We start from the raw sequence: 22504 nt of genomic DNA, 5'->3' as shown, positions 1-22504 counted from the left end.
AAGTCTGTGATCTTCACGTGATCTGCGCGGCATTAACTTGTGACAAGTGATCGTCTGCCTATACGTTCACCCATCAGTGCGGCGCCCCAGCGGGACCCGTCGCGCCGGTCACCGCTGTCGCTCGAAAGGTTTCCGCATGCTCTCCGGGAACGGTCGTCACCGTCGCCCCCGTCAGGCTCCGGCTCTCCTCGTCGCGGCCGGCGTGACCGGCTCGGCCATCGCCATCCCGCTCCTCGGTGCGGCGAGCGCCAACGCGGCCGACGGCAGCACCTGGGACAGGGTGGCCGAGTGCGAGAGCGGCGGCTCCTGGAGCATGGACACCGGCACCGGCTACTACGGCGGCCTGCAGATGTCCCAGGACGACTGGGACGCGTACGGCGGCCAGGAGTACGCCGGCACGCCGGACCAGGCGAGCCGTTCGCAGCAGATCGCCGTCGCCGAGAAGATCCTCGCCGACCAGGGCACCAAGCCCTGGCGGACCTGCGCCCTGCTCGCCGGACTCTCCTCGGACGACGCCTCGGTGAACGTCGACACGGGCCTCGGCGGATCGGACGACACGTCCGGCTCCTCCGACTCGTCCTCCGGGCTGTCGGATTCATCCTCTTCATCTGGTTCATCGGATTCATCCGGTTCACTGGATTCCGGCTCGTCCGACTCCTCGTCGGGCGCCACGGACTCCGCCACCCCGTCCCCGAGCGCGAGCGACGACTCCGGTACGGGCACCCCCACCGACTCCGCCAAGGCGGACAAGTCGGGATCTAAGGGCTCCAACGCCTCGAAGGCGAGCAAGAACCCCGTGGTGTCCGAAGCCGATGACTCGGACAATTCGTGGCAGACGGGCAGCTCTTGGGATCTGGTCGACACGGGGGCCGTCGATGGCGGCGGTAAGCACCGCGGCGGCTCGGCGGACGAAAGCGTGACAAACGGTCAAAGTGCGACTTCTTCCGGCCGTCACGCCTCCCGGGACGCCGACACCTACACCGTCCGGGACGGCGACACCCTCGCCTCCATCGCCGACTCCCTTGGCCTCGACGGCGGATGGCGCGCGCTCTATGCCGCCAACAAGGCGGACATCGGCTCCGACCCGAACGACATCGCCCCCGGTCAGGCCCTGAAACTCAGCAGCGAAACGGACGAAAAGTAGCGGGAGTTGGGCCCTCGGACCGCCCTACTTAGAAGTTAAATGTCCGTTTTGGTGAAAGTGTGGGATGAGTCTCAGAAGCCCTGATCATCTTTGAAATTCACCTGATCGCCTGTTTACGGTCAAGGCCGCTCGTCACCACGAGCCCCGGCCGTCGCAACGCCGAGTCCTGCCAGCGGCTGCCCGGGAACAGTCGTCGCGTCAAGCGCCGTAGGCAGGAGCGGGGGACCCAAGGTAAGTGCCGGGACCGGTAGTTGAGGCTGCCGTGTCCGGCTCGGGGTGAAGCCGCGCACCGTGAGGTGTGCGGCCGGGCAACTCAACCGGCCCGAACCCGACAGCTCACCTCGCAGGCGTCGGTGAGGGGATCCGTCATGCTGTTTTCCGGCAAGGGCAAGCACCGTCGTCCGTCCAAGGCCACCCGCGTCGCCGCGCTCGCCGGTGTCACCGGTGTCGCCATCGCCGCACCGCTGATGGCTTCCGGCAGCGCCTCCGCCGCCACCGCCTCCGAGTGGGACACCGTCGCCCAGTGCGAGTCCGGCGGCAACTGGGCCATCAACACCGGCAACGGCTACTACGGCGGTCTGCAGTTCTCCGCCTCCACCTGGGCCGCGTACGGCGGTACCCAGTACGCCGCGCAGGCCAACCAGGCCGGCAAGGCGCAGCAGATCGAGATCGCCGAGAAGGTCCTCGCCGCGCAGGGCAAGGGTGCCTGGCCGGTCTGCGGCACGGGCCTGTCCGGCGCCGCCTACACCGGCAGCGGCTCCTCCAACTCCTCCAGCTCCTCTTCGAGCAGCGCCACCAGCAGCCGTACGACCGACACCCAGGCCGCCTCCCGCTCCGCCGAGCGTCCGGCCGCCAAGAAGACCGTCACCACTCCGACCGGCAAGAAGGTCAAGAAGGGCGACGGCGAGTACAAGGTCGTCAAGGGCGACACGCTCAGCTCGATCGCCGAGAAGCACAAGGTCAAGGGCGGCTGGCAGGCGCTGTTCAAGCTGAACAAGGACATCGTCGACGACGCCGACTTCATCTACCCGGGCCAGCAGCTGCACCTGAAGTAGGACGACGGGCCGCTCCCGAAGCCTTACGAAGTAATACGCGGCGCCCAGCTGGACCACAGCGCCCACACAACCGTGGTCCTCATAGTGAGGACCATGTGAGGGCCACCCCCGTCCCCCACGGGCCCCCGCTCCGGTGCGTTCTCCCCCGTACGCACCGGGGCGGGGTTTCTCCTTGCGGTCCTCCCGCGGCCCTCCCGCGGTCTTCTTCTTGACCCGCTCTTCTTCCGTTCTTCATCGGGCCCCCCTTTGTTCCGTGCGTGAACAATGAGTACCGTCTGTGTGTCCAAGGGTCGGTCGGTCGTGCCGGTCGACGGCCCCGGGACGGTTAGGCTCTAGTCGCAAGGCTGAGCAAGGGCCGACAAGGCCCGCGTGCGCCCGCACAACCAGCGTCACATCCCAAGAAGGAGATGCTCGTGCCGTCCATCGACGTCGTCGTAGCCCGGGAAATCCTGGACTCCCGAGGCAACCCCACGGTCGAGGTCGAGGTCGGCCTCGACGACGGCAGCACGGGTCGTGCCGCCGTCCCGTCCGGCGCCTCCACCGGTGCCTTCGAGGCCATCGAGCTCCGTGACGGCGACCCCAACCGCTACCTCGGCAAGGGTGTCGAGAAGGCCGTCCTCGCCGTGATCGAGCAGATCGGCCCGGAGCTCGTCGGCTACGACGCCACCGAGCAGCGCCTGATCGACCAGGCGATGTTCGACCTGGACGCCACCGACAACAAGGGCTCGCTCGGAGCCAACGCCATCCTCGGCGTCTCCCTCGCCGTCGCCCACGCCGCCTCCGAGGCCAGCGACCTGCCGCTGTTCCGCTACCTGGGCGGCCCCAACGCGCACCTGCTGCCGGTGCCGATGATGAACATCCTCAACGGCGGCTCGCACGCGGACTCCAACGTGGACATCCAGGAGTTCATGATCGCCCCGATCGGCGCGGAGTCCTTCTCCGAGGCGCTGCGCTGGGGTGCCGAGGTCTACCACACCCTGAAGAAGGTCCTGAAGAGCAAGGGCCTGTCCACCGGCCTCGGCGACGAGGGCGGCTTCGCCCCGAACCTGGAGTCCAACCGCGCCGCGCTCGACCTCATCCTGGAGGCGATCAAGCAGGCCGGTTACGTCCCCGGTGAGCAGATCGCCCTTGCGCTCGACGTCGCCGCGTCCGAGTTCTACAAGGACGGCAAGTACGAGTTCGAGGGCAAGTCCCGCTCGGCCGCCGAGATGACCGAGTACTACGAGGAGCTCGTCTCCGCGTACCCGCTGGTCTCCATCGAGGACCCGCTGTTCGAGGACGACTGGGCCGGCTGGAAGGTCCTCACCGACAAGCTCGGCGACAAGGTCCAGATCGTCGGCGACGACCTCTTCGTCACCAACCCGGAGCGTCTGGCCCGCGGCATCGAGGACGGCGCCGCCAACGCCCTGCTCGTCAAGGTGAACCAGATCGGCTCGCTCACCGAGACCCTGGACGCCGTCGAGCTGGCCCAGCGCAACGGCTTCAAGTGCATGATGTCCCACCGCTCCGGCGAGACCGAGGACGTCACCATCGCCGACCTCGCCGTCGCCACCAACTGCGGCCAGATCAAGACCGGCGCCCCGGCCCGCTCCGAGCGCGTCGCCAAGTACAACCAGCTGCTGCGCATCGAGGAGATCCTCGACGACGCCGCGGTGTACGCCGGCCGCAGCGCCTTCCCGCGCTTCAAGGGCTGACCCGTCAGGGGTCGCTGACCCGTTAAGGGTCAAGGCTGCGCCAGTCGTACGTACGTCCCCGTACCGGTCCCGTACCGTGTGCGGGGACGTACGTGCGTGTGAACGGGAGGCGGGGACATGGCCGTGAAGGACCGGGACCGGTTCTCCACCGCGACCAGGCTGAAGCTGCTCGGCGAGCAGACGGCGGCCCGGGTCTACCGCTCCCAGACCAAGCGGCAGGCCCGCCGCTCCCGGCTCACCGGCCGCGCCGCGCTGCTCGCGATCGTGCTGTGCACGATGATCGTCGCGCTCGCGTATCCGATGCGGCAGTACGTCTCCCAGCGCGCCGAGATCGCCGACCAGGAACGCCAGCAGCAGCAGGCCCGGCAGCGGGTCGAGCAACTGCGGGACGTCAAGGCCCGGTGGCAGGACGACGCGTACGCCGAGCAGCAGATCCGGGAGCGGCTGCACTACGTGATGCCGGGGGAGACGGGGTACATCGTGATCGACCCCGCCGCCGCCAAGCAGGCGCACGCCTACCTAGGGGCGGCCGACCGGCCCTGGTACGCGAACGTCTGGGACGGCGTCGACAAGTCCGACGCGTCCGACCAGTGAACCGACAGAAAGCCACACAGAACACAGTCATGCAAACGCCTCCGCCCTCCACTGAGCGCACCGAGCCGACCGACGCCGACGTCGAGGCCTTCAAGCAGCAGCTCGGGCGGCCGCCGCGCGGGTTGCGGGCGATCGCGCACCGGTGCCCGTGCGGGCAGCCGGACGTCGTGGAGACCGCGCCCCGGCTGCCGGACGGCACGCCGTTCCCGACGCTGTACTACCTGACGTGCCCCAAGGCCGCGTCCGCCATCGGCACCCTGGAGGCCAACGGCGTGATGAAGGAGATGACGGCGCGGCTGGAGAGCGACCCGGAGCTGGCGGCGGCGTACCGGGCCGCGCACGAGGACTACATCCGGCGCCGGGACGAGATCGAGGAACTGACGGGGTTCCCGAGCGCCGGCGGGATGCCGGACCGGGTGAAGTGCCTCCACGTGCTGGTGGCGCACTCGCTGGCGGCGGGGCCCGGCGTGAACCCGCTGGGCGACGAGGCGATCGCCATGCTGCCCGAGTGGTGGGCCAAGGGCGCCTGCGTGGTCACCGGCGAGTGACGCCGTCCAGGGGGCTCGGCCCCCTGGGCCCCGAGACCTCCGCCCACCCACCACCGACCCGGTCCGCCACCAGGTCACGTACAGAGTGAGGAACCCCCAGCCATGACCCGCGTCGCCGCCATCGACTGTGGCACCAACTCCATCCGGCTGCTCGTCGCCGACGCCGACCCGGAGACCGGGGAACTCGTCGACCTGGACCGGCGGATGGTGATCGTGCGGCTCGGGCAGGGGGTCGACCGGACCGGGCGGCTGGCGCCCGAGGCGCTGGAGCGGACCTTCGCCGCCTGCCGGGAGTACGCGGCCGTCATCAAGGAGTACGGGGCGGAGCGGCTGCGGTTCGTGGCCACCTCCGCCTCCCGGGACGCCGAGAACCGCGACGAGTTCGTGCGCGGGGTGCTGGACATCCTCGGCGTCGAGCCGGAGGTCATCAGCGGTGACCAGGAGGCCGAGTTCTCCTTCACGGGTGCGACGAAGGAACTGACGGGCCGTGACGACCTCGCCAAGCCCTTCCTCGTCGTGGACATCGGCGGCGGTTCCACCGAGTTCGTCGTCGGGGACGAGCGGGTGCGGGCCGCGCGGTCCGTGGACGTCGGCTGCGTGCGGATGACCGAGCGGCACCTGGTGCACGAGGGGCAGGTCAGCGACCCGCCGGCCGAGACGGAGATCGCCGCCCTGCGGGCCGACATCGAGCGCGCCCTCGACCTCGCGGAGGAGACCGTGCCGCTGCGGGAGGCGCACACCCTGGTCGGCCTGGCCGGGTCGGTCACCACCCTCTCCGCCATCCACCAGGACCTGCCGGAGTACGACTCCGCCGCCATCCACCACTCCCGCATCCCCTACGCCCGGGTCCGGGAGATCACCGAGCGGCTGCTGGACTCCACCCACGCCGAGCGCGCCGCGATCCCCTCCATGCACCCCGGGCGTGTCGACGTCATCGGAGCCGGCGCCCTCGTCCTGCTGTCGATCATGGAACGAGTGGACGCGACGGAGGTCGTGGTGAGCGAGCACGACATCCTCGACGGCATCGCCTGGTCCATCGCCTGACCCTCCCACCCGTCGACGCCATCTCCTCCCGCCCGGTCCGCCCGATCCTGTGGCCCGTCGACGCCATCTCCTCCCGCCTGGTCCGCCCGATCCTGTGGGCCGTCGACGCCATCTCCTCCCGATCCTGTGGCCCGTCGACGCCATCTCCTCCCGCCCGGTCCGCCCGATCCTGTGGCCCGTCGACGCCTCCTCCTCCCGCCCGGCGTCGCCCGCGTCGCCGGCCCGTCGCCTCCTGCCGGCCGGCGTCGCCCGCGCCTTCCGCCTGCTCCTGCCGACCGGTCCGCCCGCTCCCTCGTCCCGACCCTCCCGGCCCCTCCTGACCGGCCTCACCCACCCCTTCCGGCCACCTCGCCCACCCCCCCTCCCGACCGGCTCGCCCACCCCCTCCGACCGGCCTCGCCCACCCCTTCCGACCATCTCACTCACCCCTCCCGACCACCTCGGATGAGCATGTGAGGTGACGGGTGAGCGGGGTTTTCGGGGTGTGACACGCCGTGCCATGACACCCCCTCGGGAAACTTCGTGAAGTTCTTCACAAGGAATTCGGTGCAGGTGGGGGGTCCGCGGGCACCCGTTGGCCCGTTCGGGGGCTCAACAGGCCCGAGCGCGTGCTCAGGAGAGCATTTCGGGGGTGTTCCGGGAGGCGCTCGTGAGGGTGACATCCGGTGTCCCCGCAGTCCCCCCGGAAGCCTGGAGGGGCAGCTCACACGGCATTGACAACGGGTCGTATCGGAAGTGGGTTCCCGCCGCTGACCATGACCTGTGTCACGTGGGCGGCGGAGTGTAGCACGACCCCCGTGGAACCTTGTGAAGGGGCGCACGAGCGGCCCCCCTGGGGCGGGTGGATACTCGATGCCATGAGCACCACGGAGCGTCCCAGGATCCTCGTAGTAGGCGGTGGGTACGTAGGCCTGTACGCAGCTCGGCGCATTCTCAAGAAGATGCGCTACGGCGAGGCGACCGTCACGGTCGTCGACCCCCGGTCGTACATGACCTACCAGCCCTTCCTCCCCGAAGCCGCCGCCGGCAGCATCTCCCCTCGGCACGTCGTCGTCCCGCTGCGACGCGTGCTGCCGAAGGCGGAGGTCCTCACCGGCCGGGTCACCACCATCGACCAGGACCGCAAGGTCGCCACGATCGCCCCCCTCGTGGGCGAGGCGTACGAGCTGCCGTTCGACTACCTGGTCATCGCGCTCGGCGCGGTCTCCCGTACCTTCCCGATCCCCGGCCTCGCCGAGCAGGGCATCGGCATGAAGGGCATCGAGGAGTCCATCGGCCTGCGCAACCACGTCCTGGAGCAGCTGGACAAGGCCGACTCCACGACCGACGAGGAGATCCGCCGCAAGGCGCTCACCTTCGTCTTCATCGGCGGCGGCTTCGCGGGCGCGGAGACCATCGGCGAGGTCGAGGACATGGCCCGCGACGCGGCGAAGTACTACAAGAACGTGTCCCGTGAGGACATGCGCTTCGTCCTCGTCGACGCCGCCGACAAGATCCTTCCCGAGGTGGGCCCCAAGCTCGGCCTGTACGGCAAGGAGCACCTGGAGAGCCGCGGTGTGGAGATCTACCTCTCCACCTCGATGGACTCCTGCGTCGACGGCCACGTCGTGCTGAAGAACGGCCTCGAGGTCGACTCCAACACGATCGTGTGGACCGCCGGCGTCAAGCCGAACCCGGCGCTCTCCCGCTTCGGTCTGCCGCTCGGCCCGCGCGGCCACGTGGACACCGCCCCCACCCTCCAGGTGCAGGGCACCGACTACATCTGGGCCGCGGGCGACAACGCCCAGGTGCCGGACGTCGCCGCCCGCAAGGCCGGTGTCGAGAACGCCTGGTGCCCGCCGAACGCGCAGCACGCGCTCCGTCAGGCCAAGGTCCTCGGCGACAACGTGGTCTCCGGTATGCGGGGCTTCCCGCAGAAGGAGTACAGCCACGCCAACAAGGGCGCGGTCGCCGGTCTCGGTCTGCACAAGGGCGTCGCGATGATCGTCCTGGGCAAGACGAAGATCAAGGTCAAGGGCCGTCTCGCCTGGTATATGCACCGTGGCTACCACGGTCTGGCGATGCCGACCTGGAACCGCAAGATCCGCATCTTCGCCGACTGGACGCTGGGCATGTTCCTCAAGCGCGAGGTCGTGTCCCTGGGTGCCATGGAGAACCCCCGCGAGGAGTTCTACGAGGCCGCCAAGCCGGCGCCGGTCGCCACCCCGAAGACCGAGGAGAAGGCCAAGGCCTCCTAGGCCAAGGCTTCCTGGGTCAGGGCCTCCTGGCTCAGGGCCTGCTGACGGCCTCGGCCGCCGGTCACCGAATCACCCCCGAAGGACCTCCCGCCATCCGTGGTGCGGGAGGTCCTTCGGCGTTCCCGGCGCCCGGGTAACTGCATGGCGGCTACAGCTATTTTGCCCAGTCGTAACTCCTTTGCGGGACTGCGCTGCTGCCCTCACGGTGTTTACGTGGTAACCGGCATCCGGGATCGTCGTCTTGGAGGTGTGCGCCATGGCCGACGCCGCGTCGCGGCTGAGGAGTGTTGCCGAGCAGGTGCTGGGAGTTCCGCTCCCGGTACGGCTGCAGGCCTGGGACGGATCACAGGCGGGACCGCCGGACGCTCCGGCGATCGTGATCCGTAACCGCCGTGCCCTGCGTTACATGCTGTTCAAGCCGGGGGAACTGGGCCTGGCCAGGGCCTGGGTCGCCGGCGATCTGGACATCGAGGGCGATCTGTACAGCGCCCTGGCGGTGATGTCCGGACTGATCTGGGAGCGCGGGGAGGACGGCCGTACCCTCGCCCAGGCCCTGCGCGACCCCGAGGTGCGGGCCGCCGGCCGGGAGCTGCTGAAGCTCGCCGGACCGCCCGTTCCGCCGGCCCCGCCCCGCGAGGAGGTGCGCAGACGCCGCCATCTGCACACCCGTCGCAGTGACAAACAGGCCATCAGCCACCACTACGACGTGGGGAACGACTTCTACGAGATCGTCCTCGGGCCGTCGATGGTCTACTCGTGCGCGTACTGGGGGGCCGTCGAAAATGCGGACACCCTGGAGACCGCCCAGCGCGACAAGCTCGAACTCGTCTGCCGGAAGCTCGGTCTGAAACCCGGTCAGCGACTGCTCGACGTCGGCTGCGGCTGGGGCTCGATGGCGATCCACGCGGCCCGCGAGCACGGCGTGAGCGTCGTCGGGGTCACCCTCTCCCAGGAGCAGGCCGCGTACGCCCGTAAACGGGTCGCGGACGAGGGTCTGACGGACCGGGTGGAGATCAGGGTCCAGGACTACCGGGACGTCAGGGACGGGCCGTACGACGCGATCTCGTCGATCGGGATGGCCGAGCACGTGGGCGCGGAGAAGTACCTGGACTACGCGAGCGATCTGTACGCCCTGCTGAAGACGGGGGGGCGGCTGCTCAACCACCAGATCGCGCGGCCGCCGCGGCGCGACGAGGAGGCCTACCAGGTCGACCCGTTCATCGATGCCTATGTCTTCCCGGACGGGGAGCTCGCCCCGATCGGCACCACCGTCACCCAGCTGGAGCGGGCCGGATTCGAGGTGCGGGACGTGGAGTCCCTCCGCGAGCACTACGCCCGCACCCTGCGCCGCTGGGTGACCAACCTGGAGGCCGACTGGGCGCGCGCGGTACGGCTCACCGGCCCCGGCCGGGCCCGCGTCTGGCTGCTGTACATGGCCGCCTCCGCCCTCGCCTTCGAACGCAACCGCATCGGCGTCAACCAGGTGCTGGCCGTCAAGACCCCCGAATCGGGTGCGTCGGGGCTGCCGCTGCGCTCCCGTACCTGGAACCGGTAGCACCCACAGCCGGAACCAGGAGGACGGCGAAGGGGCCCCGCACGCACGGCGCGGGGCCCCTTCGCCGTGTCCGCGGCTACTCGGACTTGATCGCCGCCAGCATGTTCAGCCGCGCCGCGCGCCGGGCCGGCCACAGGGCCGCCAGGACGCCGACCACGCCGGCCAGCACCAGGAAGAGCGCCATCCTGGACCACGGCACGACCAGTTCGTAGGTCGGCATCCTCGCGCCGACCAGCTGACCGGCCGCCCAGCCGAAGAACACGCCCAGGCCGAGGCCCAGCACCCCGCCGAAGAGCGAGATGACCAGGGACTCCAGCCGGACCATCCGCTTGACCGCCTTGCGGTCCAGGCCGATCGCGCGGAGCATGCCGATCTCCTGCTGGCGTTCGAAGACCGACATGGCCAGGGTGTTGATGACACCGATGACCGCGACGATCACCGCCATCGCGAGCAGGCCGTAGACCATGTTCAGGATCAGCGTGAACGCCTGGGCGATGGAGTCGGACAGGTCCTGCTTGTCCTGGACCTTGATCGCCGGGTTGGAGCCGAGGACCTTCTCGAGCTTGTCCTTGGCCGCGCTGGACGCGCCGTCCGCCGTCTTGACCATGACCTGCATGTCGGCGGGGTCGGTCTGGTGCGGGGTGAGGACGGTGTTGTCGAGCATGATCCCGCGGATCAGCTCGTTGCCCTCGTAGACCCCCGCGACCGTCAGTTCCTGCGCCTTGCCGTCCTCGTAGTGCACCGTGAAGGCCGAACCGGCCTTCCAGCCGTGCGAGGTGGCCGTGTCGTCGTCCACGACCACGTCCGAGCCGCCGACCTTGAAGGAGCCGTTGTCGACCGTGAGGTCGGTCAGCTTGCCGATCGCCGAGCCGTTGACGCCGGTCAGGTACTCGGTGTCGCCGTCGATCCGGGAGGCCGCGTTGCGCAGCGGGCTGCTGGCGGTCACTCCGTCGGCGGTCGCGAGCTTCTTCGCCACGTCGGGGGAGAGCGCGTTGCCGTTGGCCATCGAGACGACGTAGTCCGCGCGGACCGCCGAACTCGCCATCTTGTCGATCGACTTCTGCAGGCTGCCCGCCATCACCGTCATGCCGGTGATCAGGGTCAGGCCGATCATCAGCGCCGAGGCGGTCGCGGCGGTACGGCGCGGGTTGCGCACCGAGTTCTGCCGGGCCAGCTTCCCGGAGACGCCGAACCCGCGCAGCAGCGGGGCGGCGGCAGCGATCAGCGGACGGGAGAGGAGAGGGGTGAGCACGAAGACGCCGATGATCAGGAGGACCGCGCCCAGGCCCATCGGCGCCTGGCCGTCGGAGCCCGACATCGTGGTCGCCGCCAGGATCACCGTCACGCCCGCCGCCGAGAACAGTGCGCCGATCGTGTTGCGCAGCACCAGCGACTTGGTGGTCGGCGCCGAGTGCAGCGCGCTCATCGCGGCGACCGGCGGGATCTTCGCGGCCCGGCGGCCGGGCAGCCAGGCGGCCAGCATGGTGATGACGACGCCGACGGCGAGGGCGGCGGCCACCGTGCCGGGGCTGATGACCAGCGGGCCGTCCGGGACGGTCGCGCCGAACGAGCCCATCAGCGCGCGCAGTCCGGCGCCGATGCCGATACCGGCGACCAGCCCGGCCAGCCCGGCCACCGCGCCGACCACGAACGCCTCGATCAGCACCGAGCGGGTGACCTGGCGGCGAGAGGCGCCCACCGCGCGCAGCAGCGCCAGCTCCTTGGTGCGCTGGGCGACCAGCATGGTGAAGGTGTTGGCGATGATGAACGTGCCGACGAACAGGGCGATACCGGCGAAGACCAGCAGGCCCTGGCGCAGGCCGCTCATGCCGTCGGCGATGGCCTTCGCCTGGTCGTCGGCGAGCTTCCTGCCGGTGGTGGTCTCCACGAGCTTCTTCGGCAGCGCCTGGTCCAGCTGGGCCTTGAGGGCGGCCTGGGCGGTGCCGGACTTCGCGGTCACGTCGATCTCGTCGTACGCGCCCTTCTTGCCGAACAGCTGCTGCGCGGTCGCCGTGTCGAACAGGGCGAGGCTGCCGCCGGCCGCGACATTGCCGTCGTCGGTGGTGAAGACGCCGGCGACGGTGGGCTTGAGGACCGGGCCGTTCACCGAGATGCGCACGGTGTCGCCGACCTTGTAGCCGGCCCGCTCGGCGGTCTTGGAGTCGATCAGCACCTCGTTCGCGCCGCTCGGCGCGTGGCCGCTGACCAGTGGGTAGCGGGCGTCCTTGGTGCCCCAGTAGTTGCCGCCCTCGGACTGCCAGCCGCCGCCGATCAGCTTGCCGTCCTTGTCGGCGATCGCGGTGAAGCCGGAGACGACCCCGGTGGCGGAGGCGGCCCCGGGGACCTTCGCGGCCTTGTCGAGCAGCGCCTGGGTGAGGTCGGGGGTCTTGCCGACCTGATCGCCCTTGGAGTCCTGGTACTTGGCCTGTACGGCCACGTCGACGCCGTCGAAGCCCTTGGCGGAGCTGTTCTGGTAGGCGTCCGAGATGGTGTTGGTGAAGACCAGAGTGCCGGAGACGAAGGCCACGCCGAGCATCACGGCGAGCACGGTCATCAGCAGCCGGGCCTTGTGCGCGAGGACGTTGCGCAGGGCGGTGCGGAACATCAGCTGGTCCGGCCCTTCGCGTCGAACTGCTTCATGAAGTCGAGGACGCCGTCGGCCGTCGGGCGGTACATCTCGTCGACGACCCGGCCGTCGGCGAGGAAGACGACGCGGTCCGCGTACGACGCCGCCACCGGGTCGTGGGTGACCATGACGACCGTCTGGCCCAGCTCCCGCACCGAGTTGCGCAGGAAGCCGAGCACCTCGGCGCCGGAGCGGGAGTCCAGGTTGCCGGTCGGCTCGTCACCGAAGATGATCTCCGGCCGGGAGGCGAGGGCGCGGGCGACGGCGACGCGCTGCTGCTGGCCGCCGGAGAGCTGCGAGGGACGGTGGCTCAGCCGGTCCCTCAGACCCACCATCTGGATGACGCTGTCGAGCCACTGCTTGTCCGGCTTGCGGCCCGCGATGTCCATCGGGAGCGTGATGTTCTCCAGCGCGGTCAGCGTCGGCAGCAGGTTGAACGCCTGGAAGATGAATCCGATCTTGTCCCGGCGCAACTTGGTGAGCTGCTTGTCCTTCAGGGTGCCGAGTTCGGTGTCGCCGATCCGTACGGAACCGGAGGAGAAGGTGTCGAGGCCGGCCACGCAGTGCATCAGCGTGGACTTGCCGGAGCCGGACGGCCCCATGATCGCGGTGAACTCGGCCTGCCGGAACTCGACGGTGACCCGGTCCAGGGCGACGACCTGCGTCTCACCCTGCCCGTAGATCTTCGAGAGCTCCGTGGCGCGAGCGGCCACCGAGGTGGTCCGCCGGTCGGCTGGGGGCACCCCTGGACGAAGTTTGGGGGAGGGTGTGGTGGACACGGAAGGGCGCTCCTGTCGGGACGACGTCGTACATGGGGACCGCACCATCGTCTCGGCCGTACGGGCCCGTGTAGTCAGCCGCAGTTCCGGTTCCGGGGGGCGACCGAGGGGGGACCGGGAGCCCGCCGCGTCATACCTGGGGATGACGGCGGACCCTCGGGCCGACCGGACCAGATCCGGAACTGGTCGTTCCCAGCCGTCGAGAACAGGTGGAGCCCCCTTGTTCGGACGGTGAAATTCCGTCATTCCCCGTACGCGCGCACCCACCGCGCGTAACGCTATTGGCAAGTGCGGATGGCTCGTTCCGGTGGCTGATGCACCCTCAGACGTCAATAAAATAAGACAACATCGGGTCGCCCGTCCGCTGTTCGGGGGACGCCTCCCGATAGGCTCGGAATCTCGTAGCGGAGCCCATGGCCTGCCCGGATGGTGGAATGCAGACACGGCGAGCTTAAACCTCGCTGCCCCTCGCGGGCGTACCGGTTCAAGTCCGGTTCCGGGCACTTCCCGCGCCCTCTCGGGGGCGACGGCGGCTCGTCCATCGGAGCGTCGGCTCATCCCTCGTAGACGGTCAGGACCGCGCCGTCCACGTCGATACGGCGGCCCGCGCGCATGCCGTTGCGGCGCAGTGCGCGCAGGCACTCCTCGAAGAGGGTGAGTTCGCCGGCGTCCAGGATGGCGGCGGCCAGGTCCAGGAGTTCGGTGACCGAGGCGTCGGTGAGCACCTCGGGCAGTTCCCCGGACAGCAGGACGACGGACTCGCCGTCGGGTCCCCGGACCACGGCCGTCGCCGGTCCGCCGTGCACGAACAACACATCTCCCCCTGAGAGCCCGTGGTCGTGCGGCTCTCGCGTCCCGGGCAGGACGAGAGACTAGCCCTGGATCTCGACGCTTTCGTGCGGAGTTGGATTCTTTTTCCGACTTGACGGAAGTGCGTCCGAGAGCGTTCGGAGAGCGGTCCCCCGACGGGTCGGAGGCGGCTCCCCGACGGATCGGAGGCGGCCCGTCCGTGGCCCGGGGGCGGTCACTGCTCCTTGGTGGGTCTGGAGGAACGGTCCAGCAGGGACTCGACCAGAGCGGTGACATGGCGGCGGTCGTCCGCCGACAGCTTCTGGACGCTCGCGATGAGCAGGGCGACCTCGGGGTCGGCGGCGCCGCCGTTCGCGCCGGCGTCCGGCGAGGTGTCGTACACGTGGATCCCGCACGCCTCGGCGGCGGCCCGGCGCACGCGCTCCAGCGGGAGTTCCAGCCCCTTGGCCAGGCCCTCCAGGGTGGTCGTCTGGGGCATGCGGACCACCCGCTCGGCGGTGGCCAGGTGGTGGACGGTGGAGCGGGGGATGCCGCCGCGCCGCGCCACGTCACCGTAGGACCAGCCCTTGCGGTCGAGGTGCTCACGGATCAACTGCTGCAGTGCGTTGGCCACTGACCGTCACTTCCTGCTCGCCGCCTGCGGAGTCCGCCATGTCGCGCCGATTCTACGGTCGCCGCCGCGATCGGCCGAGAGGGTGATTTCTCGAACGGGTTGCGCAGGGGGTCTCCGAGGCCCTAGTGTCCAATCTCGTTGGACAGCTTGTCCGACCAGATTGGACAGAGTCCGGGGGGAACCTGACTCGGTCCGATCGGAAATGTCTATCCCTGAGGGGGAAGCGATCATGATGGACGCCCATGAGCTCGAGGCCGAGTCCGCGGAGCTGCTGCCGGGTCGTGAGGCCCTGGGCCGACTGAAGTTCGGCTTCGGCAAGACGGTCAACGTCACCAAGCACGTCGCGAACATCAGCGCCCACAACGAGTCCGCCGCGCTGAACGACCACTCGTCGTGGTCGGTGGCCGACTCCGGCGCCGCCCAGACCATCAGCGTCACCCAGTAACGCCGCCCCGGCGCACGGCGCCGGTGCCGACCTCAACCTCATCGCACACGAAACGAAAGGACATCCGTCATGAGCATGGACATGAACGAGCTGGAGAACGAGTCCGCCGAGCTGCTGCCGGGCCGTGAGGCCCTCGGCCGGCTGAAGTTCAGCTTCGGCAAGACCGTCAACGTCACCAAGCACATCGCCAACATCGACGCGTCCAACCAGTCCGCCGCCCTGAACGACCACTCGGCGTGGTCGTCCGCCACCTCGCAGGCCGCGCAGACGATCAGCGTCACCCAGTAGTCCCCGGGAGCGCCACCGCCGTCGCCCCGGCGGTGGCGCTCGCGGTCATGGGGGGAACTGCATGCGGGATCCGGGGGGAGACCACACATGACGGTGCTCGGAGACGGGACCGCCGCACTGTACGACACGGGCCCGGTGCCCGGACCCGGCGGCTGGCCGGTCACCTACGAGCAGGTCGCGACGGGCAACCTGCCGGTGGTCGACCCGCCGTCGCCGATCCCGAGGCTGAGCGCGGGACTGCGGCTGCACGGTGAGTACCAGGGGTCGGGATTCACCGAGCCCAGGTACATCGCCCGTCGGGGGGACGGGCAGGTCGTGCAGCTGTCCAGGCTGCTGTACCTGGTGGCGTCGTCGGTCGACGGCGTCCGCGATGCCGAGGCCATCGCCCACCGGGTCAGCGCCCGCTTCGGCCGCGAGGTCAGCGGGGAGAACATCCGCTACCTCGTCGAGAAGAAGCTCGAACCGCTGGGAGTGACGGTCCCGGAGGGCCAGGAGGACGACGAGGTCGACGCCCCGCGCTCCGACCTGCTGCTCGCCCTCAAGGGCCACCGGGTGATCTTCAACGAGCGGCGTACGGCGCGGATCGCCCGTTCGCTGGCCTGGCTACACCGACCGGTGGTGGTCGCACTGGTGCTGGCCTCGGCCGTCGGCATGGACGTCTGGCTGTTCGGGTTCTTCGGGGCGATAGAACCCGTCCTGGAGGTGCTCGACCAGCCGGTCCTGATCCTGGTCGTCTTCGTGCTCACCGTGGCCTCCCTCGTCTTCCACGAGTTCGGCCACGCCTCCGCGTGCAGATACGGCGGAGCCCGCCCCGGTTGCATCGGGTGCGGGCTCTTCCTCATCTGGCCCTCGATGTACACCGACGTCACCGACGTCTACCGGATCGGCCGGGCCGGCCGGCTCCGCACCGACCTCGGCGGCGTCTACTTCAACATCGTCTTCATGCTGGCCATGGCCGGCGCCTACTTCGCCACCGGGGCGCAGTTCTTCCTGGCCACGGTCTACCTCGGGCACTTCGAGATCCTGGAACAGCTGATGCCGGCCGTACGGCTGGACGGCTACTACATCCTCGGCGACCTGGCCGGGGTTCCGGACCTGTACGGCAAGATCAAGCCGATCCTGCTGGCGCTGGTGCCGGGGCCGCGGGGGGACAAGGCCCGCGAGGAGGTCGCCGGGCTGAAGAAGTCGGCGCGCGCCATCGTCGCCACCTGGGTGCTGACGATGGTCCCGCTGATCATCGGCGAACTCGGGTACGCGCTGTGGAACCTGCCGCGGATCCTCACCACCATGACCCGCTCCCTGACCGAGCAACTCGTCGGTACCGGCTCGGCGTTCGTGGCCGGCAAGATCGTCGAGGGGCTGGTCGGGACGATCGGCAGTGTGATGCTGCTGTGCCCGATGGCCGGTGTCGTCTATCTGTCCGTGAAGATCGGCGGGCGGCTCTTCCGGGCCGCGAAACGCACCACGGCGGGCCGGCCGAGGCTGCGGCTCGCGGTCTGCGCCCTCGCCCTCGCCGGGCTCACCGGTCTCAGCTACGCCTGGGTCTCCGGGGTGACGCCGAAGCCGCTGCCCAAGCAGCCGCCGATCGCGCCGATCCTCCAGCCGGGGGTGCCGACCGAGGAACCGCCGGCCCGGCAGGCCACGACCCCGGACCGTCCGACGGACTCCGGTACCCCGTCGGACCCGGCGGCAGGCGCGCCGACCGCCTCGGCCGGGGCGAGCGCCGGCCCCTCGCCGACCGAGACCTCGCGCGAGGCGTCCGCCTCGGCGTCGCCGTCCGCCTCGGCGCCCGGCGGCCCCGGCGGTGCCTCCAGGTCGCCGGTGCCGTCCAGCGGGGGAACGGTCGCCGATCCGGTGCCCTCGCCGTCCGACGGGCCCGGCACGACGGAGCCCGAGCCGTCGCCCTCGCCGTCGGAGAGCATCCCGGAGTCCCCGACGCCCAGCCCGTCCCCGCCGCCGGCCAGCGACTCGCCGAGCCCGGCCCCGGCCACGTCCTGACGAGCGGCACCGCGCGGCCGTACGCCGCACCACCCACAGCAGAAGCACAGCAGAAGCACAGCAGAAGCACAGGAGCACTGGAGCATCCATGAGCAGTCACCGAAAACCACGCACCACCTCAGGTCCGCTCACCCGGCGGGCCGTCCGGATCGGCCTGTTCGCCGCCGGGGTCGCCGGGGCGGCCACCGCCCTGCCCGCACAGGCGGCCACCGCCGTGCCGCATGCCGCGGTCGCCTCCGACCACGTCTTCAGCCACGCCGACCGCGGGCACCACACCCAGGTCCGGGACTCGTTCACGGTCCGTCAGTTCGGCAAGGTCAACGCCGCCGCCGTACGCAACCAGGCCAACGCCGTCTCGGCCGGCTGCTCGGCCGACGACCACTGCCGTTCGGTCGCGCTGTCCTTCCAGATCGTCACGGTCGCCGGGGAGCACACGCGGCTGAACGCGGTGAACCTCAGCGACGCCGCCAACAAGGAGTGCACGGGCTGCCAGACCCTGGCCGGTGCGTACCAGTTCGTGGTGTCCACGCCCAACCCGCTGCTCCTCGACGCGACCGCGCGGGGCAAGCTCGCCGGCATCCACCGCCGGCTCGACGAGCTGACCCGCTCCGCGCTGCCCGCCGCCGACCTGCGCACGCAGGCCGACGGGCTCGCCGCCGAGGTCACCACCGTCCTGCACGACGCGGTCGCGAACGCCCCGAAGAGCGACCCGCGCACCGACGTCACCCTGCACCGCCACCTGGACGGCTGGCCGGGCCGCTGACCCCCGCCCCGCCGTTCCGCGCACCGGCCGCCCGGCCCACCACCGCCTCCTGCGGGCCGGGCGGCCGGTCGCGTGCACGGGCAGACCTCGGGCGCGTCCATTGACAGGGGATACCTCCGGACGGAGACTCGGGAGAAATAGGTGAAGGAAATTTCACCACGCGAACACCTGTCAGGCGAACACAACACGTCAGGCGAACACCACGCGCCAGGCGAACACCACGCACCAGGCGCACCAGGTGACCGCCATAGTCTCCGAAGCGGGCGACGACGCCCCGGCCACGGAAGGAACGACCGATGCGCACCACCGTCGGCATCATCGGAGCCGGACCCGCCGGGCTCCTGCTCGCCCGGCTGCTGCACAACGCCGGCATCGACTCGGTCGTCCTGGAGAGCCGCGATCGCTCCTACGTGGAACACCGCCAGCGCGCCGGGATCCTGGAGCAGGGCACGGTGGACGTGCTGCGCGCGGCCGGCGCCGGGGAGCGCATGGACCGCGAGGGCCTGCGCCACGACGGCATCGAGCTGCGGTTCGCGACACAGCGCCACCGCGTGGACTTCCCCGGGCTCACCGGTGGGCGGTCCGTGACGGTCTACGCCCAGACCGAGGTCTGCAAGGACCTCATCGCCCTCCAGCTCAAGGAAGGCGGCTCGCTGCTCTTCGAGGCGGAGGCGCTGGCGGTGGAGGGCGCGGAGGGCGAGCGGCCGCGGGTGCGGTTCCGGCACGAGGGGCGGGAGGACGTGCTGGAGTGCGCGTACGTCGTCGGCTGCGACGGCTTCTGGGGGGTGGCCCGCGGCGTCTTCCCCGAGTCCCTCTCCCGGGTCTTCGAGCGCACCTACCCCTACGCCTGGCTGGGCATCCTCGCCGATGTCGCCCCCTCCCACGACGAGCTGGTCTACGCCCGCCACGACCGCGGCTTCGCCCTCCTGTCGATGCGCTCCCCGTCCGTCTCCCGCCTCTACCTCCAGGTCCCGGCCGACACGGACGCCGAGGACTGGACCGACGAGGCGATCTGGGACGAGCTGGAACGGCGCTTCGAGACCGACGACGACTGGCGCCTCGCACGCGGCCCGATCACCCAGAAGTCGGTCACGCCCATGCGGTCGTACGTCCATGAGCCCATGCGGCACGGCCGGGTCTTCCTCGCCGGGGACGCCGCCCACATCGTGCCGCCGACCGGCGCCAAGGGGCTGAACCTCGCCGTCGGCGACGTCGTCACCCTCGCCCGCGCCCTCGTCCACGAGCGGGAGACGGGCTCCCCCGAGCTCCTGGAGACCTACTCGGCGACCTGCCTGCGCCGGGTCTGGCAGGCCGAGCGGTTCTCGTACGACATGACCACCCTGCTCCACCGCGGCCCCGAGGACACCCCCTTCGACGCCAGGCTCCAGCTGGCCCGGCTCGGCCGGATCGCCTCCTGCCGGGCGGCCGAGACCGACCTGGCGGAGGCGTACACGGGCTTCCCCCTGGACGCCTGAGGCATCTTCGGCCGGTTCCGGTCGTGTAGCGACTCGGTCATGGAATGAAGCCCTCCATGGCCGGGAATCAGCGGTCCGCGTAGCGTGTTGGGCAGCACGGCGAGGGAAAGATCCTCCCCAGGTACGAGGGTCGATCTTTTGCCAATCCATTACTCTTGACGCCAAGGCCGCGCATGGTGGCCATGGAGGAGTGAAATGAGGAGCAGTAACCCGGTCTTCTCGCGACGGGGGTTCAGCCGCGACAACGGCTACGCGGGCTTCAACACCGCGCCGCAGGCCGGGTACGCACAGGGCAACCCGTACGCGCAGAACCCCTACGCGAACAACCCCTACGCCCAGCAGGACGTCCAGCAGGGCGCCCCGCCGCAGGCCCCGGCCACCACCGGCCGCATGACCATGGACGACGTGGTCCTGCGCTCGGCGATGACGCTGGGCACGGTCGCGGTCGGCGCGGTCCTCGCCTGGGCCCTGCTGCCGGTCTCCAGCACCAGCTACGGCCTGGCCTTCGGCTCCGCGATCGTGGCGATGGTTCTGGCGCTGATCCAGAGCTTCAAGCGCACCCCGGTGCCCGCGCTGATCCTGGGATACGCCGCCTTCGAGGGCGTCTTCCTCGGCGTGATCAGCGAGATGTACAACAGCCAGTGGAGCGGCGCCCCGTTCCAGGCGGTGCTCGGCACCATGGCGGTCACGGCCGCGACCCTGCTGGTCTACAAGGCCGGCTGGATCCGCGTCACCGCCCGCTACGCCCGCGTCGGCATGGCCATCGCCATCGCCTTCGTGCTGGTGATGGCGGTCAACCTGCTGCTGGTCGCGTTCGGCGTCGCCGAGAACGGCGGGCTGCGCAGCTTCGGTCCGCTCGGTGCGATCGTCGGCATCATCGCGATCCTGCTCGGCGCGTTCTTCCTGACCCTCGACTTCAAGCAGATCGAGGACGGCATCGCGTACGGCGCCCCGAAGAACGAGGCCTGGCTGGCCGCGTTCGGCCTCACCCTGACGCTGGTGTGGATCTACGTCGAGATGCTGCGCCTGGTGGCGATCTTCAGCAGTAACGACTAGCGGTAGCGACCAGCGGTAACGGCCAGCGGCCGTAAGAGAGCAGAGAAGGGCCCCGGGGCACCCCCGGGGCCCTTTCTCGTCTGTGCGCGCCTAGAGAAGTTTGCGCGCGGCCCTCCTCAGGTCGTACTCGTGGATCAACGCCTTCGCGTGGCCGTACGCGAGGTTGTGCTCGTGGCGGAGCCAGCTGACCTTCTCCTCGAAGCGGAAGAGGGACGGGCCTTCGGCGACGGTACGCAGCCAGTCGGACACTTCACGACCGGTGCAGTGGGGGATGCGGGCGAGCATGTTGCGATGGGTCTCCTCGGAGAAGACTTGGGACATCGGCGCCTCCGGTGCGCAAAGGGGGGTTGTAGCCGGTCCTTCACGTCACCGTGCCTGAGTGTTGGCGTGTTGGCAACAGTCGGGACAGGACAGCCGACATCAGGCGTTACGCTCACGGCGTGGTTGATACGACGCCTCTTACCCGTGCAGTGGAGCACTTCGCCGACAAGTTGAGGGCGGCGCCGCAGAGTCGGTTGCAGCGGGGGGCGGCCGCGGAGGCGCTGTCGCTGGCCAGGCGGTTGGCCGACTGGGCGCAAGCCGTCGAGGAGCCGGGCGGTGCGGCCCGGGAGATGCCGGACGCGGGGATGTTCGCCGTCGCCGACCAAATCACCGTGGCCGGGAACGACTTGGCGGTGGTCCTGGAGAGCGACGCGGAGGTGGGGGACGCGGTGCGCCTGGTGGAAGAGGCGCAGAAGAGGGCGGGGGTGTGAGCGCGGCGATGCGTTGCCGGGTGCTGGTGCTGGTGCGGGTGCGTGGGGGTCGCTCGCGCGGTTCCGCGCGCCCCTAAAGGCAGAAGCAGGGGCGCTGCAGTGCGCCCCTTGAGGGGCGCGGGGAACCGCGCGTCCAGCCACGACGGTCCCGCACCCGGCCCCGCACCCTCAACAGCTCACAGCGACGCTATGACCCGGTCCGCCAGGATGTACACGTTCTCCTCGCCGCACGCGAACGTCAGCGTGTAGGCGCCGGAGATCCCCGACCCGCCCAGCAGGTACGGCGTCTCGCCCGCGCTCAGCGCCGCGGCCAGCCGCTCAGCCGTCTCCCGGTGCCCCGGTGTCATGCACAGCGTCGTGCCGTCGGCGAAGACGTAGACGTCCAGCGTGCCCAGCGGCCCGGGGCGCACGTCGGAGAGCTCGACCCGGGACTCGGCCAACTGCTCCAGCGTCGCGACCGTGCGCTCATGGTCGTTCACCACCGGCGACTGCACCGGTACGAAGTCCGGATGGGACGGGTGACGACGGCGGGCCGCGGCCAGCTCCGGGGACTCACTGGGGGCGCCCCCGGCGAAGTCGTCGGCCTCCGCGGCCGGCTCGGCGACCGGCTCCAGGCCCACGAAGTCGCCCTGCCGGGGCAGGAACGGCTCACCGTCCGCCAGGCCCAGCAGGGACGGCGTGTCGGAGGCGTCACGCGCCTCCTGCGCGGCCCAGAAGGCCCGCGCCTCGGCCAGTTCCCGCTCCCGCTCCTCGGCCAGCGCCTCGGCCACGGCGGCCCGTATCTGCTCGGCGTCCGCATGACTGCGGGCGGCCGGCAACAGGGCGCGCATCGCGGCGGCCTGGTTCTGGGCAAGCTGGGTGTGCAGCTCGGCGACCTGACGGCGCAGCTTCAGAACGGTGCGCAGGACAGCGACGCCCACGGCGCCCGTGGCGGCCGTGGTGAGCAGCAAGGCGATCGGCATGGCGCTCACTGACGTACTCCCGGTTCAAAGTCGACCCCCGACTTCCTACATCAGCTTGAAGGGTGG

General features: G+C 70.2%; 21 protein-coding genes, 1 tRNA gene and 1 riboswitch. Of the genes, 16 read left to right on the top strand and 6 right to left on the bottom strand.

Features of this window, described 5'->3' with window-relative positions:
• Positions 1-136: 136 nt before the first annotated feature.
• The 8 genes from AB0D59_RS26465 to AB0D59_RS26430 all read left to right on the top strand — a co-directional run bounded on the left by AB0D59_RS26465 (position 137) and on the right by AB0D59_RS26430 (position 9871).
• On the top strand, positions 137-1144 hold the full coding sequence (locus AB0D59_RS26465; protein ID WP_362570018.1) for a transglycosylase family protein: 1008 nt from the start codon (positions 137-139) through the stop codon (positions 1142-1144).
• A 193-nt stretch (positions 1145-1337) separates the two neighbouring features.
• A riboswitch (cyclic di-AMP (ydaO/yuaA leader) is annotated at positions 1338-1509 on the top strand.
• Between the two features lie 3 nt (positions 1510-1512).
• Positions 1513-2199 carry a transglycosylase family protein gene (locus tag AB0D59_RS26460; RefSeq protein WP_362570015.1) on the top strand — a complete coding sequence of 229 codons (687 nt, stop codon included), beginning with the start codon at positions 1513-1515 and terminating at the stop codon, positions 2197-2199.
• A gap of 407 nt (positions 2200-2606) precedes the next feature.
• Entirely contained in the window at positions 2607-3893 is a 1287-nt protein-coding gene (gene eno / locus AB0D59_RS26455; RefSeq protein WP_351738839.1) for a phosphopyruvate hydratase, read from the top strand.
• A 117-nt stretch (positions 3894-4010) separates the two neighbouring features.
• Positions 4011-4487 carry a septum formation initiator family protein gene (locus AB0D59_RS26450; RefSeq protein WP_362570012.1) on the top strand — a complete coding sequence of 159 codons (477 nt, stop codon included), beginning with the start codon at positions 4011-4013 and terminating at the stop codon, positions 4485-4487.
• A gap of 29 nt (positions 4488-4516) precedes the next feature.
• Entirely contained in the window at positions 4517-5035 is a 519-nt protein-coding gene (locus tag AB0D59_RS26445; RefSeq protein WP_362570009.1) for a DUF501 domain-containing protein, read from the top strand.
• Between the two features lie 102 nt (positions 5036-5137).
• Positions 5138-6079 carry a Ppx/GppA phosphatase family protein gene (locus AB0D59_RS26440; protein ID WP_362570006.1) on the top strand — a complete coding sequence of 314 codons (942 nt, stop codon included), beginning with the start codon at positions 5138-5140 and terminating at the stop codon, positions 6077-6079.
• Positions 6080-6936: 857 nt separating this feature from the next.
• Positions 6937-8316: an NAD(P)/FAD-dependent oxidoreductase gene (locus tag AB0D59_RS26435; RefSeq protein WP_351706567.1), complete on the top strand. Its 1380-nt coding sequence runs from the start codon at positions 6937-6939 to the stop codon at positions 8314-8316.
• 256 nt (positions 8317-8572) lie between these two features.
• Positions 8573-9871, top strand: coding sequence for a cyclopropane-fatty-acyl-phospholipid synthase family protein (locus AB0D59_RS26430; RefSeq protein ID WP_362570003.1), 1299 nt, complete (start codon positions 8573-8575; stop codon positions 9869-9871).
• Between the two features lie 76 nt (positions 9872-9947).
• Here AB0D59_RS26430 and AB0D59_RS26425 read toward each other — a convergent pair whose 3' ends face one another.
• Positions 9948-12476, bottom strand: a complete 2529-nt coding sequence (locus AB0D59_RS26425) for an FtsX-like permease family protein (protein WP_362570000.1) — start codon at positions 12474-12476, stop codon at positions 9948-9950.
• Complete coding sequence (locus tag AB0D59_RS26420) at positions 12476-13324, bottom strand: ABC transporter ATP-binding protein (protein WP_362569998.1); 849 nt, start codon at positions 13322-13324, stop codon at positions 12476-12478. The genes AB0D59_RS26425 and AB0D59_RS26420 overlap by 1 nt, the downstream gene beginning before the upstream one ends.
• Positions 13325-13696: 372 nt before the next feature.
• On the opposite strand from AB0D59_RS26420, the gene AB0D59_RS26415 reads away from it, so the two are divergent.
• Positions 13697-13779, top strand: a tRNA-Leu gene (locus AB0D59_RS26415).
• Between the two features lie 51 nt (positions 13780-13830).
• Here the strand turns inward: AB0D59_RS26415 and AB0D59_RS26410 are convergent.
• Positions 13831-14082: a hypothetical protein gene (locus AB0D59_RS26410; RefSeq protein WP_362569995.1), complete on the bottom strand. Its 252-nt coding sequence runs from the start codon at positions 14080-14082 to the stop codon at positions 13831-13833.
• A gap of 218 nt (positions 14083-14300) precedes the next feature.
• On the bottom strand, positions 14301-14699 hold the full coding sequence (locus AB0D59_RS26405; protein ID WP_362569992.1) for a helix-turn-helix transcriptional regulator: 399 nt from the start codon (positions 14697-14699) through the stop codon (positions 14301-14303).
• A gap of 229 nt (positions 14700-14928) precedes the next feature.
• Between AB0D59_RS26405 and AB0D59_RS26400 the strand changes: the two genes are divergently transcribed.
• The 6 genes from AB0D59_RS26400 to AB0D59_RS26375 all read left to right on the top strand — a co-directional run bounded on the left by AB0D59_RS26400 (position 14929) and on the right by AB0D59_RS26375 (position 20724).
• Positions 14929-15144 carry a hypothetical protein gene (locus tag AB0D59_RS26400; protein ID WP_207921928.1) on the top strand — a complete coding sequence of 72 codons (216 nt, stop codon included), beginning with the start codon at positions 14929-14931 and terminating at the stop codon, positions 15142-15144.
• Between the two features lie 69 nt (positions 15145-15213).
• Positions 15214-15432 (top strand): hypothetical protein, encoded by a 219-nt coding sequence (locus tag AB0D59_RS26395; protein WP_351706552.1) that lies wholly within the window; start codon positions 15214-15216, stop codon positions 15430-15432.
• 87 nt (positions 15433-15519) lie between these two features.
• Positions 15520-17430 (top strand): hypothetical protein, encoded by a 1911-nt coding sequence (locus tag AB0D59_RS26390; RefSeq protein ID WP_362569989.1) that lies wholly within the window; start codon positions 15520-15522, stop codon positions 17428-17430.
• Between the two features lie 88 nt (positions 17431-17518).
• On the top strand, positions 17519-18193 hold the full coding sequence (locus tag AB0D59_RS26385; protein ID WP_362569986.1) for a hypothetical protein: 675 nt from the start codon (positions 17519-17521) through the stop codon (positions 18191-18193).
• Positions 18194-18489: 296 nt separating this feature from the next.
• Positions 18490-19668, top strand: coding sequence for a 4-hydroxybenzoate 3-monooxygenase (locus tag AB0D59_RS26380; protein WP_362569983.1), 1179 nt, complete (start codon positions 18490-18492; stop codon positions 19666-19668).
• 195 nt (positions 19669-19863) lie between these two features.
• A complete protein-coding gene (locus AB0D59_RS26375) occupies positions 19864-20724 on the top strand; it encodes a Bax inhibitor-1/YccA family protein (protein WP_362569981.1) in 861 nt (286 codons plus the stop codon).
• A gap of 90 nt (positions 20725-20814) precedes the next feature.
• Here the strand turns inward: AB0D59_RS26375 and AB0D59_RS26370 are convergent, their stop codons facing one another.
• Complete coding sequence (locus AB0D59_RS26370) at positions 20815-21045, bottom strand: DUF4287 domain-containing protein (protein WP_351706537.1); 231 nt, start codon at positions 21043-21045, stop codon at positions 20815-20817.
• Positions 21046-21164: 119 nt separating this feature from the next.
• Here AB0D59_RS26370 and AB0D59_RS26365 point away from each other — a divergent pair, with 119 nt between their 5' ends.
• The gene (locus AB0D59_RS26365) at positions 21165-21476 is read left to right on the top strand and encodes a hypothetical protein (protein ID WP_362569978.1); all 312 of its coding nucleotides are present in this window, start codon (positions 21165-21167) and stop codon (positions 21474-21476) included.
• A gap of 176 nt (positions 21477-21652) precedes the next feature.
• Here AB0D59_RS26365 and AB0D59_RS26360 read toward each other — a convergent pair whose 3' ends face one another.
• Positions 21653-22447, bottom strand: coding sequence for a hypothetical protein (locus AB0D59_RS26360; RefSeq protein ID WP_362569975.1), 795 nt, complete (start codon positions 22445-22447; stop codon positions 21653-21655).
• Between the last annotated feature and the right edge of the window lie 57 nt (positions 22448-22504).

The sequence above is a fragment of the Streptomyces sp. NPDC048417 genome, from assembly GCF_040651615.1.
In the GTDB taxonomy this organism is placed as follows: domain Bacteria; phylum Actinomycetota; class Actinomycetes; order Streptomycetales; family Streptomycetaceae; genus Streptomyces.
This window is presented reverse-complemented; position numbering and strand designations above follow the sequence as displayed.